This is a genomic window from Sinorhizobium sp. NFACC03, from assembly GCF_900103435.1.
Taxonomy (GTDB): domain Bacteria; phylum Pseudomonadota; class Alphaproteobacteria; order Rhizobiales; family Rhizobiaceae; genus Ensifer.
Genome location: NZ_FMXF01000003.1, coordinates 69,826 through 84,133, shown reverse-complemented (window position 1 = coordinate 84,133; position 14,308 = coordinate 69,826). Strand labels below are relative to the sequence as shown.

Sequence of the window (14,308 nt, the reverse complement as noted above, 5' to 3'; positions counted from 1 at the left end):
GGATTTGCTCAGGCCAACCGGCTCCGCCGCCATTGCGCCGGCGTTGTGCCGACGACCTTGCGGAAGACCCGGGTGAAATGCGCCTGGTCGGAAAACCCGGTCTCGACGGCAATCGCCGTCAGCGACGCGTCGTTCCCGAGCAGGAGTTGCTTGGCCCGTTCGACGCGCGCATTCGTCTGCCACTGATGCGGCGCCATGCCGGTGGAGGCCTTGAAGGCATGGCTGAAATGCGACTGCGACAACCCGGCAAGCGCTGCCAATTCCTCGAGCCGAATGTTGCGACCGAAGTTCTCCTCGATGTAGTCGGCCACGCGGCGCATCTGCCAGGCAGCAAGCGGACTGCGCTTGCGCGGATCGGCGCGGCTGAGCTTCATCAGGTTGATGAACAGCGCGACGGTAAGGCCGTCCCCGTAGAGATCATGCAGGGGCTGCGGATTGAGGCACTCCGCAGCGATGAGCCGCGCGAGCTGCAGGAAACGCTCATCATGAAACATCAGCCTGGGTGCGTCGCAACGGCTGGCGTTAAGATCCTCCATCAGCCGTCGGCTGAGGACATCGAGATTGAAGTGCAGATCGAGATGGCGGATGTATTGCACGTCAACGACATCGGCCCAGATCTCCATGCCCGCCGGGATGTAGGAAAGCCCTTGTTCGCGATAGTTCTGCACGGTCCCGGGGCCGCCGGGCGAAAGCTTGACGTTGCAGCGGCTCCCACCCTGCGCATCGAGCACGATGAACATGCGCGGATCATCGGACACGTAGTGACCGCCCGCCCGCGCCTCGCATTCGACATCCCAGACGTCGGCGATGATCCCGTTCCATTCCCGGCGGCGCAAACCGCCGAGGACCTTGAAGCCGGAGATCTTGTTCTGCATCCGTGGCTGGAACGTCATCAATTGCCCAATGCTCGGGGAAATCAGAGGCCGCGCCTCGAACTAATTCCTTCCTTCTTTACTCATCTTTAATTCGCAACGGAAGCCCCGATCGGACTCGCATTCGCTAATCCTGGCGAAGACGGATCAGGCCGGCATCCGTGGGAACGAACCCGCAGGCTTGAAGGTAAAAGTCGCGAAGATGCGCATCAAAGTCGACATGCAGCCACTCGCAACCCGACAGCCTTGCATTTACCACCGCCTCGTCGACGAGCCGGCGCGCGTAACCCTTTCGCCGCCAGGGTGCGGGGACCATGGTGTCGAGCAGAAAAGCGTGCACACCGCCATCCCAGGCGACATTGACGAAACCGGCAAGCTTGCCCGAGAGACGCAAGCAAACCCAGCCGAGGCTGAAGGTGTTCACCTGTTTCCACCAATCGTCACCGGCAAGCGCGTGCTCGAAACACTCGGCATGCAGGCCATTCAACTCGGCATTCGCGAAGTCGCCGCGCCATACGAAACGCGGATGGTCAGCGCTGTTGTCAGCCATCATTTCTTCCGTCTTGGTGCCATGTCAGCTGCCTGTCCGCCGACAGGGCATGCTCCGCGATGATCGATAGCCTGAGCTTTGCGAACTCGTCCAGCAGAGTGCTCTCCGCCTTATCGAAGGCCTGCACCAGGGCGGCGTTCGCCGCCCGCTCCACCGGACAGGTTGGATGATCTTCCGAAAGGCCGGCGGACAAAACCTCGCCTTCGTCGAGCGCTTTCTGGATGTCCAGGACCGTCAAGTCGTCCAGAGACCGCAGCAGCACCCATCCGCCACCTCGCCCTCCCTCGGAACCCACCACCCCCTTGCGCTTCAAAGCTGCCATCGTGCGGCGCACGACCACGGGATTGGTGTTCAGCATCTTCGCGATGGTTTCCGAGGTCTCGCGCCCGCCCAAAAGCCCCATATGGATGAGCACGTGGATCATGCGCGCCAGCCGGCTGTCTCGTTTCATATGCCACCCCCAAAGCGTAACTATTATTGTTACGCATACTTGACCTCACCCAATTCTGTAACTTAGATAATTACGGAATCAAGGGCCCAGGGATGCGAAGACGAACGATGTTGGCCGGTCTGTTGGCGGCCGCATGGCCGTGTAGCGCCGCGCCGAGCGCCATCTGCGGTACGACATCAAGAACGGAAGGACCGAAAATGCCTGCTCGCACCATCGAGACGAGAACGATCCGGATGAATGTCGTCGAACAGGGAGAAGGGCCACTTGTCCTCTTCTGCCACGGCTTTCCGGAAACGGCCCACGCCTGGCGTCATCAAATCGCGGCGCTGGCCAAGGCCGGATTTCGTGCGGTGGCGCCGGACATGCGCGGATATGGGCATACGGAATGCCCCTCGGCGATCGACGAATACACTCTGTTTCACCTTGTCGGGGATATGGTCGCGCTCTTGGACGCCCTCGGCGCAGAGACCGCCTTCATCGTCGGCAACGACTGGGGCGCGACGGTCGCGTGGCAGGCGGCGCAGATGCGGCCCGACCGCTTCCGCGGCGTGGTCGCGATCAGCGTTCCGATGATGGCCCAACCACCCGTGCCGCCAACCCGCATCTTCCCGCAGACCGATGAGGCACAACTCTACACACTCTACTTCCAGGAACCCGGGATCGCCGAGGCAGAACTGGAGCGGGACATTCGACAGACGCTGCGGAAAATCCTCTTCGCGGCTTCGGGAGAGGCCGGCCCGCGGCAAGCCGGAGACCAGACGCCAAATCCGTTCGGAATGGTCTCGCGGCGCGACGGGCTGCTCGCAGCCCTTCCCGATCCGCAGCAAATGCCGGACTGGCTGACCGCTGCCGACCTCGGCGCCTATGCGGCCGCTTTCACTCGCTCCGGCTTTCGCGGTGGCCTGAACTACTACCGCAACCTGGATCGCAACTGGCAACTGCAAGCGGCGCTCGCCGGCGTCATGGTCGATGTACCGGCCCTGTTCATGATCGGCGAGCGGGACACGGGGCTCAGCATACCGGGGATGCTCGATATCATCGATGCAATGCCCGGCCTCGTCCCCCAACTCAAGGGCAAGATCGTCATGCCCGGCAGCGGACATTGGCTCCCGCAGGAGCGTCCGGACCTCGTGAGCGACGCGATCATCGATTTCGCGCGGCGCCTCTGACAGAGTGGCAGGTCGCGCGCCGCGACCATCGGCGCGCAACACTCCGGCGGCTCAGACCGCAATCGCGCCCGTCAAACGCAATACGTCCTCAAGCGGAACGAGACCTTTCATCGAACCGTTGCCGGCGGCAGGTTCGCCGTCTTCGATCGCCAATGCGAAGCGGAATGCGGGATCAGCCTCGATGCGTTTGCGCAGCGCATGGATGCGCGGGTAGTTCCGCTCATAGTCCTCGGGCTCGATCGCCTCGTGAAAATCCACCCAGCGGGCGACGCCGATGAAAACCGCATCGGCCAGTGTCGGCCGGCCGCCCAGCAGGTAGTCGCTGTCGCCCATCATCGCCTCGAGCTGCGCATGGCGCTTAGCGACAAACTCACGGCCGAAGACGCGGAGCGTTTGGCGATATTCTTCCGTAGCCTCTTCCGCCTCCAGCGCCACCCACATCGGGAAGAAGGCACCGGTGAAGCCGGTGTTGAGGAAAGCGATGAACTGATGCATCCGGTCGGCTTCGTAGGTTCCGGGCGCGAAGCTGATGCGGCGCTCATGGTCCCGCCCCTCGAGCCACAGCGCGATCGCCATCGTTTCCGTATGGACACGCCCTTCGTCGGTGACCAACACGGGCGTTTCGACCCGGCCGTTCAGCCGCTGATAGGCCTCGGTGCGCATTTCACCGAGCATGTCGACGCGGGTGAGGCGGTAGGGTTGGCCGAGCCATTCAAACGCGGTGACCAGTCCGGCGGAACTGCCGAGCGGAAAGCCCGCGGTGAAGATCGGTTCAGCGATAGTGTGCATGTCGGTTTCTCCATGGTTGATGCCATGGATATATTCGCGTGGACGCTACCTCTGTAGACTGCCGAAAATAGACTTATCGTTCACATATGTAGACGATTGATCTTGCGACGAACGGAAATCAGATCGTACGCGATCGAACCGACGCGTAGAAGCCGCAAGCGGTGGCGTCGTCATCATCTGCGCTCAGCAAAGCGCACTAGCACTTTCGGGCTGGAGATAACCGGGCTGCTACCTATTTCGTATGAGACCCCATGGAGAGGGCCGCAAGCCTTCAACGCGAAAGGAACAAGGCTATGGCAAAGAACACGATCTGCCTCTGGTATGACAAGGACGCCGAAGCCGCTGCGCGGTTCTACGCCGAGGTCTTCCCGGACAGCCGTCTGACCGCAGTGCACCGGGCGCCCGGCGACTATCCGTCCGGCAAGGAGGGCGATGTGTTGACGGTCGAGTTCACCGTTGCGGGCGTCGCCTGTCTCGGCCTCAACGGGGGGCCGATGTTCAAGCACAACGAGGCCTTCTCGTTCCAGATCGCCACCGACGATCAGGAAGAGACCGACCGCTACTGGAACGCCATCGTCAACAATGGCGGCGAGGAAAGCGCGTGCGGCTGGTGCAAGGACAAATGGGGGATCTCCTGGCAGATCACGCCCCGGGTCCTGATGGAAGCGCTGGCGGCCGGCGGCGGCGAGGCGAAGCGCGCATTCGAGGCCATGATGGACATGCGCAAAATCGACGTGGCCGCGATCGAGGCGGCACGGCGCGGTTGATGCTGCACCGCGGCGGGCGATCTGCCGCTGGTGTTCCCGCTGGCCAAAGCGGACATGCGCATGTCGAAAAAGTCGCACGTCTCCGAAACTTGCTTGCTAGCGCGGGCAGGAAGAGAAACCGTTTTTCTGGCAGGTACCGAAAGGACGGTATAGAACTGCGCGAAGCAGCTGGCCGACATCGCATGTTTTGTGACGTTGCTTGCCCGTTGGATATGCCTTTAGACGACAAGGACAGATTTCATGACCGAAAAATCCCCCGCTGACAATTTCCCTGCCGGCTACCAAGTTCCCAAGGTCTGGACCTGGGACAAAGGCAACGGCGGCGCGTTTGCCAGCATCAACCGCCCGATCGCCGGACCGACACACGACAAGGACCTGCCGGTCGGCAAGCACCCGCTGCAGCTTTATTCGCTCGCGACTCCGAATGGCGTGAAAGTCACGATCATGCTCGAAGAGCTTCTGGCGGCGGGCCATTCGGGCGCCGAATATGACGCCTGGCCGATCCGGATCGGCGATGGCGACCAGTTCGGTTCCGGCTTCGTCGACGTCAACCCCAACTCCAAGATCCCGGCGCTGACGGACCATCAGCCGAAGGGCGGCGGCGAGCCGGTCCGCGTCTTCGAGTCGGCCTCCATCCTCACCTATCTCGCCGAGAAATTCGGCGCCTTCCTGCCGAGCGAGCTTCGCGCCCGCACCGACACCTTGAACTGGCTGTTCTGGCAGATGGGCTCGGCACCGTTCCTGGGCGGCGGCTTCGGTCATTTCTACGCCTATGCGCCGATGCAGATCAAATACGCCATCGACCGCTACGCCATGGAAGTGAAGCGCCAGCTCGATGTGCTCGACCGCCATCTTGCCAACCACCGGTTCCTCGCCGGCTCCGAATACACCATCGCCGACATGGCGACCTGGCCCTGGTATGGCAACCTGGCACTTGGCCAGGTCTATGGCGACGCTGGCACCTTCCTCGAGGTTCAGAGCTACGAGCACGTCCAGCGCTGGACGGCCGAAATTGCCGCTCGCCCGGCGGTCAAGCGCGGCCGCATGGTCAACCGGCTGAGCGGCGATCCGGCTGAGCAATTGCATGAGCGTCACGACGCCTCCGACTTCGACACGAAGACTGAGGACAAGATCGTCGAGAAGCAGACCGCGTAAGGAGAACAGAATGGCCAAGCTGGCTGATATGACGAAACATCGGGGTTTTCCCTACGCCATGCCGGGCACGGGCATCCAGTTCGTCATCCGTCGGGCCAATCCCAAGGGGGCAACGCCGATCAAGGCGCTGCCTCGCCATGCCCGGCCGGGATCTGGGGCGCACCGCATCGATGCGGCCTTCCTCCACGCCCTCTGGCATCATTTCGGTGCGGAACCTTTCGAGCGCGGCAATCTCGATGCCGCCCGGCTGAACCTCCTGTTCGGACGCGAGGTGCTGCCGGTCGACAAGGATTTCGATCCCGTGTCCTATGAAGCGTTGCTCATCATCAACGAGAAGGTTGCCCGCCAGAGCTTCCCGGAATCGTTCGAGGACGTCTTCGAGGTATGACCGCAGCGATTGGGCCCTGAGCGTCTGAGCGCCGGGACCCAATCGGCTTCCTCTGCCGTCTCTACGGTCTGGCGCGGCTCGTTCCCGCAACAGCGCCGACGGGAGCGTCTTCCGCCTCCAACGGCATTGATGCGGCGATCGGGTCGCCTGAGAAATTCCTACCCCGACCGGCGGCTCGCCGCAGGAAAATCGTTCTCAGATAGTCCATAAAATATATGTATTATCTGTATATCAGAATCCTCTTCTCCCCCATGATGCTGAAGCAAAGTCGCACGGCGCAGACCGCCGGCCAACGGATTGGCGCACGCCATCGCCGACCGCCAGAACTCAGATCTCGACGGAGGATTCCATGTCCAGTTCCATTTTCGGCCAGGCCTATCGCCGCCGCAGCGTGCTGAAATCGCTTGCCGCCGCGGGCACCCTGCCCTTCATCGCCCCACTTGCCTCGTCGACGGCCCTTGCTTCCGGCAACAAGTACGCCGGGCGCACGATCAATCTGCTGATCATCCAGCCGCATGTCGTCACCGGCAAGAAGATCGCCGAGGACTTCGAGAAGCTGACCGGCGCCAAGGTCAACGTCACGGCGGTGCCTTATGACCAGGTCAGCGTCAAGGCGACGCTGGACGTGCAATCGGGCGCCAACCAGTTCGATGTCATCGACTATTTCTACACCTACAAGGGTCAGCTTGCCGAGGACGGCGTGATCGAGGACGTGACCGACCTTATCGAGCGCGACAAGGTCGAGATCCAGCCGGAAGATTTCATCCAGACCATCTACGACCAGTACACGCTGCACAACGGCCGCCGCTATGGCCTGCCCTATGACGGCGACAGCCACCTGTTGTTCTACAACCGCGAACTCTTCGACCGTTACGGCCTGAAGGCGCCCTCCACCTGGGACGAATACAACGAGAACGCCAAGGTGATCACCGAGGCCGAATCGAAGAACGGCATCTATGGCGCGGCCGTCCTGGGCGCCAAGATCCCGGTCATCATCCTCTCGACCTATGCCAACCGCCTGACCGGCTTCGGCGGCAACTTCCTGAAGCCGGACGGCACCTCCGCGCTTGACAGCACCGAGGCCGTCAAGGCCTTGAAGTCGCTGCTCGCCTCCGCACCCCACGCGCTGCCGACCCCGCTCGAAACGCGCTTTGAGGAAGGCCTGCCCGCCTTTCTCAACGGCAAGGCGGCGCAGATCGATTTCTGGACCGATCTTGGCGGCTACGCCCAGGATCCCAAGGGCTCGAAGATCGTCGACAAATGGGGCGTGGCCCGTATTCCGACCGGCGGCAGCAACAAGACGCCGCGCCTCGCCTTCAACGCGGGCTTCGGCTTTGCGATCACCAGCGGATCCAAGAACAAGAATGTCGCCTGGGACCTGATCAAGCTCGCCACCAGTAAGGACTATCACGAGCAGCTGCTGGCGCTGACCGGCTCCGGCATCGACCCGGACCGCCAGTCGGGCCTGAAGTCGGAGAAGTTTAGGGCGTTCCAGCCGCTCGTGCAGCCGCTGCTCGACGACGGCGCCTTGGAAAACAGCCTTGCCTGGCCGACCGCCGTCTATGCGCCGAAGCTCGAAAACGCGCTGACCGACGAGCTGGCGCTGGCGCTGGCCGGCACCAAGAGCGCAGAACAGGCGATCGCCGATGCCCACCAGACCTGGACCGAGATCATCGAGACCAACGGCTGATTGCTCCCTGGGGGCGCTCGCTTCCTCCCGGCAGCGCCCCTCTTCTCTTTAGAGGTGAAAGATCATGACCACGGAAATCTTGCCGAAGCGCAGACTCGGCCGTACCGGCTTCGACATCACTCCCGTCGGCTTCGGCGCCTGGGCGATCGGCGGCCCCGATTGGGGATGGGGCTGGGGAAGCCAGGACGATTCCCAGTCTATTGCAGCTATCCGTCATGCGGTGCAGCGCGGCATCAACTGGATCGACACGGCACCGGTCTACGGTCTCGGTCATTCCGAGGAGATCGTTCGTGAAGCGCTCTCGACAATCCCGAAATCCGAGCGCCCGCTGATCTTCACCAAGGCCGGACTGGTCTGGGATCCGGACAATCGCAACGCCCTTCCGGCCCGCATCGGCAATGCCAAATCGCTGCGCCGCGAGGTGGAGGCTTCGCTGAAGCGGCTCGGCGTCGAGGTGATCGACCTTTACCAGATGCATTGGCCCACCAACGACGGCACACCGGTCGAAGACTATTGGGCAACCTTTGCCGACCTCAAGAAAGAGGGCAAGGTCGGGGCAATCGGTCTTTCGAACCACGACCGGGAACTGCTGGAGCGCGCTGCCACGGTCGCTCCCGTCGACGTGGTGCAGCCACCTTTTTCCGCGATCAAACGCACGTTCGCCGAGAACGACCTGCCCTGGGTGCGCGCGCATGGCAGCGGCGTCATCGCCTATAGTCCGCTGCAGTCGGGCCTGCTTACTGGCGCTTTCACGCCGGCCCGCGCCCGGGCGCTTCCGACGAACGACTGGCGGTCGCGCGACGAGGAATTTTCCGGCGAGGCGCTCCACCGCAATCTCGCTTTCGCCGAGGGACTGAGGCACATCGCCGCGCGGCACGAGACGACCATTGCCGCGATCGCTGCCGCCTGGGCGCTCTCCTGGCCCGGTGTCACCGGGGCGATCATAGGGGCACGTCAGCCAACGCATATCGACGGCTGGATCGAAGCGGCGACCGTGGCGCTCACCCCTGGCGACCTCGATGACATCGAGGACATGCTGGTTGCCACGCGGGCTGGCAGTGGGCCGACGCGGCCGGCTCTGGCAGAGGCGGCATGACCGCCTTCACCCTCGACGCTCTTGGGCCGGACACCGATCGCCATTTCGCGCGACGAGGCGTCCTTGCAGCGCGTCTCGGCCGCGCGTTGTGGATCGCTCCCGTCGTGTTCGCACTGGCCGTCACCACGCTCTACCCGACGGTCTTCCTGCTGGGGCTTGCCTTCAGCAAGAGCACGCTTGGAAAACCGTTTCGCGGCTTCGTCGGCGTCAAGCACTTCGCAACGGCGCTTCAGGATCCGATCTTCCTTTCGGCAATGGGCAGAAGTGTCGCCTATGCGCTGTCGACGTCGCTGCTGCAACTCGCACTGGGTTTCCTGATCGCGCTGCTGTTCACGTCTCTGCTGAAAGGCGGTCGCTTGCTGATGAGCCTTGTGCTGCTGCCGTTGATGACGCCGCCCGTCATGGTCGGCATCGCCTGGAAGCTGATCTTCGCGCCCGCGGGCGGACTTTTGAACGGCACATTGATCAACTACGGCATGATCTCCCAGCCGATCTCTTTCCTCGGCCACCCCCTATTGGCCTGGCTGGCGATCGCCGTTGCCGACCTCTGGCAATGGACGCCCTTCATCGTCATCCTCTGCTTTGCAGCCCTTTCGACGATCCCGGAGGGTGTGCGGGAAGCGGCACTCGTCGATGGCGCGAATGGCTGGCAGCGCTTCTGGCATATCACGCTGCCGCTTGTCGCCGCACCGCTCTCGTCCATCTACCTCCTGAAGCTGATCCTCTCGTTCAAGCTGTTCGACCTCGTCTACATCCTCACTTTCGGCGGGCCTGGGTTTGCGACGACCTCGGCAGGATTTTCCATCTATCGCCGGGCGATCGAGCAGTTCGATGTCGGTCGGGCGGCCGCCGAGACAATCGTCTATGCGTTGATCATCGGTCTGGCGACGCTGCCGGTGGTGCGCCTGCACCAGCGTTTCGAAAGGCGCGAACTATGAGGCGCGTCGGACGCCATCTCTGGCTGGGTCTGGCAACGGCGCCGATCGTCGGCTTTTTCGCCCTGCCCATCCTCTATCTCATCGCCGTTTCCCTGAAGACGAAGGACGACGTGCTGAACGGCTCGTTCTGGCCGACGGCGCCAACCCTTGCCAACTGGCCGGCGGCCTTCGAGGCGGCCAATGTCATCGGGTTCATCGTGAATTCCGTGACCGTGTCGCTGCTGGCGGGGCTGCTCACCATCGCGCTCACGCTGCCGTCGGCCTACGCGGTCCTGCGGTTGAAGATCGGTGGCCAATGGCTTTCGGACGTGACGCTCTCGAGCTACATGGCGCCGCCGATCGTCGCACTGATCCCGCTGTTCTTCCTGCTGAAGACGAGCGGCCTGCTCGACACGCGCGCCGGCCTGGTTCTGATCTACGGGCTTGCCAACGTGCCCGTCGCCTTCTGGCTGCTGACACCGTTCCTGCGCCGGATGCCGCTCGAGATCGAGCAGGCGGCCGCCATCGACGGGGCGGGGCCGCTACGCATTCTGCTGCAGATCGTGGTGCCGATCATTGCGCCCGGCATCGTGGCGACCTTCATCATCGTCACGGTGCTCGCCTACAACGAGTTCCTCTTCGCCTCGGCCTTCACCTTCTCCGATGCCACGCGAACGCTGCCGGTCGGCATTTCTCTTTTCCAGGGCGACAGGCTGGTGAATTTCGGCCAGATGGCCGCAGCCTCGCTCGCGGGCATCGCCCCGGTCTACCTGATCGCGCTGTTCATGCAGCGCTATCTGGTCAGCGGACTGGCCCATGGCGCAGTGAAGTAGAAGACCGCCAGCGTCTACTGTGCCTTCTCCACCTGGCCGCGAATCTCGCCGTCGGGGAATTTCGCCGTGTGGATGTTGAGGTACCACTTTCCGCCTTGCAGATCTGCGAGCTGCTGATCGGTAAGCTCGGCAGAACCAGATTTCATCGAGGTCGAGATGTCGACGACCGGATCGGCATTTTCGCCTGCGGCTGCCGGACCGTGGAAATGGGCGGCGGTCGCATCCCCCGACAGGCCATCGGCGGTCACCGTCCAGGTCACCTTCTTCGTCGTCGTATCGAGGGTGATCTCGCCTGTGCCCTTGCCCTCGCTTTCGTTCGGCGGCACCTCACCCGGTCCCGTCATGTCCGCCTTGAACTTCAGGGTTTCGGCCGAAACGCCGCCGGCGGCCAAGATCACAATAGTCGCAAGGCCAGCCAGAAGGGAACTCTTGTGGAACGGTCTCATCTCGCATCCTCCAGAACAGGTGTTCAGCAGGTGTTCCAACCCCGGGAACGGGTTTAGGTTCCGGTTGCGGGATCCTCACAAGACCTACGCGGGATGCGGGTGTTATGCTTCTTGGAAGCAACTACGCCTCAAGGCGCCGGGTTTGATGCCAGCGATGCCGTCACCAGACGCTCGACGTGCGCCGCGTCAGGCGCACCGCCAAAGAGGATCCGATACATGATCGGCGCGACGACGCCGTCCATGACGGCCTCGACATCCGGAAAGACTTCACCACGCTCCTCGGCGCGTTCGGCGATCACTTCGATCTGCTGCCTGGTGAAGTTGCAGCACTGGTAGGCACCGCTTCCATCCTGCGCCGCAAGCACGTCACGGATCATTTCGCGACCCGGCCCGGAGGACATTTCCTCGGCATATTGCTCGGCCCAGGCCATCAGGTCACTGCCAAAACTTCCAGTGTCGACCGGAACCATGTCGGGACGCAGCCGCTCGACCGCGACGTCTGCGAGCAGTTCCTGCAGGTCGCCCCAGCGGCGATAGATGGTCGAAGGCGTGACGCCCGCTTCCGCTGCGATCAGCGGAACTGTGACCTCGGTGCGCTCGAGCGTCGCCAGCAAGGTCTGCACGGCCTTGTGAACCGATGCCTGAACCCGGGCGCTTCGTCCGCCCGGCCGCGGGCTTTCCTTTGTCGCCATTCGCTCCAACCCCGTCTTTCTTCGGCCGTGCGGCCGATGCTTCAGAAATTCTCACAACAACATAAAAGCAAATTATTTGCTTTTAGCGCGAAGCATACCTAAATCTGCCAAACGCAACGATTTAGCTTTAAGGGTTATATAGATGTCTTCATCCTCCGAATCCAGAGAGAGCACTCGCGCGGCAAATCCCATTGCCTTCTACGCCGTCACGCTCGCGACATTCTTCGGCGCCTCCTCGGCCCCAACCCCGCTTTACCGCTTCTACCAGGAGAACTTCGCCGCCAGCCCGGTGGAGATGACCGTTATTTTCGCGGTCTATGCCTTCGCACTTCTCGTGGCATTGCTGATCGCCGGTTCGATCTCAGATCATCTCGGGCGCAAGCCGGTGATTTTCGCAGCGCTGCTCGTCGAGATGGCAGCGATGGCTCTGTTCGTCCTTGCCGACGGAACCGGCTGGCTGATCGCAGCACGCATCGTGCAGGGTCTTGCGACCGGCGTTGCCGGCGCTTCGCTCGGCGCGGCGCTCGTCGATGTCGATCACGTCAGGGGACAGCTGGTCAACTCGCTCGCACCTTTGATCGGCCTGGCGGTCGGGGCGCTCGGCACCAGCGCGCTGATACAGTACGGCCCCCTTCCGCTGCATCTCATCTATGTGCTGCTGTTCGTCGGCTTCATAGTCCAGGCAGCGGCGATCTGGCTGATCCCTGAAACCGGCGCGCGTCGTCCCGGAGCGCTGTCCTCGCTCATGCCGCGGATCGCCATTCCGCAGCGCGCCAAGCGGCCGCTGGCGCTCGTCACCCCCGTAAATATCGCGAACTGGGCGCTTGGGGGTTTTTACCTCTCGCTCGTCCCCTCGCTTGTCGCCGCCACCACGGGAAGCAAGAACCCGCTCACCGGAGGCGCCGTGGTCGCGGCGCTGATGGCCGCCGGCGCGTTCGGCGTCTTCCTTCGCCGTGCGCGCAACCCTCAGGCAAACCTGACCTTCGGCGTCTTGAGCACGACCTTCGGCATGCTGACCGTGGTCGCCGGAACGCATCTCGCCTATGTGCCCGTCCTGATCGTCGGCACGCTTCTCACCGGCATGGGTTTCGGCACGAGCTTCCTCGCCACGCTCGGCTCGGTCATGCCGCTGGCAAAAACCGAAGAGCGCGCCGGGCTGCTGTCCGCCATCTACATCCAGAGCTATCTGGCGTTCAGTCTGCCGGCGATTCTGGCCGGCTTTCTGGCGAAGGCGGTGGGCTACCAGCTCACGACCGACATCTATGCGGCAGCGATCATCGGCATCGGTCTCATGGGTCTGATGGCCAGCCGCGCATCGCCGGAGAGGGAACCAAGCATGGCTTGAAGGGCGGCGAACAGGGTGGCGCGCAAAGTTTCCCGAATGGGCCGCGCCTAATCCCGCGCCTGCGCAAGCCACTCCGCGGTCGTCGCGATCTCCAGTTGAACCGAAAAGCGATTGCCGAGAAGCTCGAGCGCGGCATTGTGCGTCTGATCGACCGAGCTGCAGACGGCGTCCTTCAACAGGATCACCCTGTAGCCAAGATCGATCGCTCCGAGCGCGGTCGCCAAGACGCAGACATCCGTTTCGCCGCCGGTCACAACGACCGTTCCGATATCCTGATGAGCGAGCAGGCTTTCCAGCTTGCCGCTTAACCAGGGGGAATAGGTGCGCTTGTCGAGAACACGGGCGGGCGGCACCAGACGCTGCAAGGGAGGAAGGAGATTGATCAGGCCCGGATCGAGCCGCGTCGCGGTCATCATCGGCCATTTTTCGTAGTAGGGCCGCCACATGCCCGGCATTTCCGCCGGCGAATGTGGCGGGACGAACCGAGTGAAGATGGTGCGATCCGGAAAGCGGCTAGCGACCTCCACCACGTGGTCGGAGATCGTCGCCATCCAATCCACCTGCCACGGCGTCTCCTCGTTGAACATTCGCTGCATGTCGACGCAAATATGAATCCAGCGTTCCGCGTTCATGATCACAATCCACCCGACACATGGGCCACCCGATGCATTTGGGTCAAACGAACAAACTCTGCGAGATGAAATGCGGTTCCTTATCCCGGCTGTACGCAATCGGTGCAGGTGTCACCAACCGGGTACGACCCGGACCCGTCACGCGCGGTTGCCTCCGAAAAGCGTCTTGAGCGTCTCCACCAGCACCGCACTCGCGAAGGGCTTGGAAAGGATCGGGGCCGCATGGTGCGTGCCGTTCAGGGCCGTGTCGCCATAGCCGCTCAATATGAGAAACGGGATCGATCTTTCATCGCATGCGTCGGCGACCGGGAGCCCGCTGTGCCCCTGGAGATTCATGTCCAGCACGACGGCGTCGATTTTCGTCTCCTCCTGCAGCAACCCCAATGCCCGCCCGACGGTTGGCGCAGGACCAATCACTTCGCCGCCGGCATCGACCAAGGTGTCCTCGATCGACATGGCCACCAGCATCTCGTCTTCGACGACAAGTATCCGGCGTCCCGTCAATATCCCAGACAT

Annotated in this window: 17 protein-coding genes; 9 read left to right on the top strand and 8 right to left on the bottom strand. The window is 62.7% G+C overall.

The window, feature by feature from the left end:
- Positions 1 to 8: 8 nt before the first annotated feature.
- The 3 genes from BLU35_RS07345 to BLU35_RS07335 all read right to left on the bottom strand — a co-directional run bounded on the left by BLU35_RS07345 (position 9) and on the right by BLU35_RS07335 (position 1,873).
- Positions 9 to 893, bottom strand: coding sequence for an AraC family transcriptional regulator (locus tag BLU35_RS07345; protein ID WP_093232551.1), 885 nt, complete (start codon positions 891 to 893; stop codon positions 9 to 11).
- A gap of 106 nt (positions 894 to 999) precedes the next feature.
- Complete coding sequence (locus tag BLU35_RS07340; RefSeq protein ID WP_093232550.1) at positions 1,000 to 1,422, bottom strand: GNAT family N-acetyltransferase; 423 nt, start codon at positions 1,420 to 1,422, stop codon at positions 1,000 to 1,002.
- The gene (locus BLU35_RS07335; RefSeq protein ID WP_093232549.1) at positions 1,415 to 1,873 is read right to left on the bottom strand and encodes an Rrf2 family transcriptional regulator; all 459 of its coding nucleotides are present in this window, start codon (positions 1,871 to 1,873) and stop codon (positions 1,415 to 1,417) included. Before BLU35_RS07335 ends, BLU35_RS07340 begins: the two co-directional genes overlap by 8 nt.
- Before the next feature lie 197 nt (positions 1,874 to 2,070).
- On the opposite strand from BLU35_RS07335, the gene BLU35_RS07330 reads away from it, so the two are divergent.
- Positions 2,071 to 3,042 carry an alpha/beta fold hydrolase gene (locus tag BLU35_RS07330; protein WP_093232548.1) on the top strand — a complete coding sequence of 324 codons (972 nt, stop codon included), beginning with the start codon at positions 2,071 to 2,073 and terminating at the stop codon, positions 3,040 to 3,042.
- 51 nt (positions 3,043 to 3,093) lie between these two features.
- On the opposite strand, the gene BLU35_RS07325 is transcribed toward BLU35_RS07330, so the two are convergent.
- Positions 3,094 to 3,831: a glutathione S-transferase family protein gene (locus BLU35_RS07325; protein ID WP_093232547.1), complete on the bottom strand. Its 738-nt coding sequence runs from the start codon at positions 3,829 to 3,831 to the stop codon at positions 3,094 to 3,096.
- A gap of 293 nt (positions 3,832 to 4,124) precedes the next feature.
- Between BLU35_RS07325 and BLU35_RS07320 the strand changes: the two genes are divergently transcribed.
- From BLU35_RS07320 to BLU35_RS07290, 7 genes are all read left to right on the top strand, one after another.
- Positions 4,125 to 4,598 (top strand): VOC family protein, encoded by a 474-nt coding sequence (locus tag BLU35_RS07320; protein WP_058322334.1) that lies wholly within the window; start codon positions 4,125 to 4,127, stop codon positions 4,596 to 4,598.
- 240 nt (positions 4,599 to 4,838) lie between these two features.
- Complete coding sequence (yghU, locus tag BLU35_RS07315; RefSeq protein ID WP_093232546.1) at positions 4,839 to 5,753, top strand: glutathione-dependent disulfide-bond oxidoreductase; 915 nt, start codon at positions 4,839 to 4,841, stop codon at positions 5,751 to 5,753.
- 10 nt (positions 5,754 to 5,763) lie between these two features.
- A complete protein-coding gene (locus BLU35_RS07310; protein WP_057255252.1) occupies positions 5,764 to 6,141 on the top strand; it encodes a hypothetical protein in 378 nt (125 codons plus the stop codon).
- A 349-nt stretch (positions 6,142 to 6,490) separates the two neighbouring features.
- Positions 6,491 to 7,831: an ABC transporter substrate-binding protein gene (locus tag BLU35_RS07305; protein ID WP_093232545.1), complete on the top strand. Its 1,341-nt coding sequence runs from the start codon at positions 6,491 to 6,493 to the stop codon at positions 7,829 to 7,831.
- Positions 7,832 to 7,895: 64 nt separating this feature from the next.
- Entirely contained in the window at positions 7,896 to 8,927 is a 1,032-nt protein-coding gene (locus BLU35_RS07300; RefSeq protein WP_093232544.1) for an aldo/keto reductase, read from the top strand.
- Complete coding sequence (locus BLU35_RS07295; RefSeq protein WP_093232543.1) at positions 8,924 to 9,865, top strand: carbohydrate ABC transporter permease; 942 nt, start codon at positions 8,924 to 8,926, stop codon at positions 9,863 to 9,865. The genes BLU35_RS07300 and BLU35_RS07295 overlap by 4 nt, the downstream gene beginning before the upstream one ends.
- Positions 9,862 to 10,677, top strand: coding sequence for a carbohydrate ABC transporter permease (locus BLU35_RS07290; RefSeq protein ID WP_093232542.1), 816 nt, complete (start codon positions 9,862 to 9,864; stop codon positions 10,675 to 10,677). The genes BLU35_RS07295 and BLU35_RS07290 overlap by 4 nt, the downstream gene beginning before the upstream one ends.
- 14 nt (positions 10,678 to 10,691) lie before the next feature.
- Here BLU35_RS07290 and BLU35_RS07285 read toward each other — a convergent pair whose 3' ends face one another.
- Positions 10,692 to 11,123, bottom strand: a complete 432-nt coding sequence (locus BLU35_RS07285) for a CHRD domain-containing protein (protein WP_093232541.1) — start codon at positions 11,121 to 11,123, stop codon at positions 10,692 to 10,694.
- 128 nt (positions 11,124 to 11,251) lie between these two features.
- Complete coding sequence (locus BLU35_RS07280) at positions 11,252 to 11,815, bottom strand: TetR/AcrR family transcriptional regulator (RefSeq protein ID WP_093232540.1); 564 nt, start codon at positions 11,813 to 11,815, stop codon at positions 11,252 to 11,254.
- 142 nt (positions 11,816 to 11,957) lie between these two features.
- On the opposite strand from BLU35_RS07280, the gene BLU35_RS07275 reads away from it, so the two are divergent.
- Entirely contained in the window at positions 11,958 to 13,160 is a 1,203-nt protein-coding gene (locus BLU35_RS07275) for an MFS transporter (protein WP_093232539.1), read from the top strand.
- Positions 13,161 to 13,207: 47 nt separating this feature from the next.
- Here BLU35_RS07275 and BLU35_RS07270 read toward each other — a convergent pair whose 3' ends face one another.
- Entirely contained in the window at positions 13,208 to 13,792 is a 585-nt protein-coding gene (locus tag BLU35_RS07270) for a cysteine hydrolase family protein (protein WP_093232538.1), read from the bottom strand.
- Positions 13,793 to 13,930: 138 nt separating this feature from the next.
- Positions 13,931 to 14,308: a response regulator gene (locus tag BLU35_RS07265; RefSeq protein ID WP_093232700.1), complete on the bottom strand. Its 378-nt coding sequence runs from the start codon at positions 14,306 to 14,308 to the stop codon at positions 13,931 to 13,933.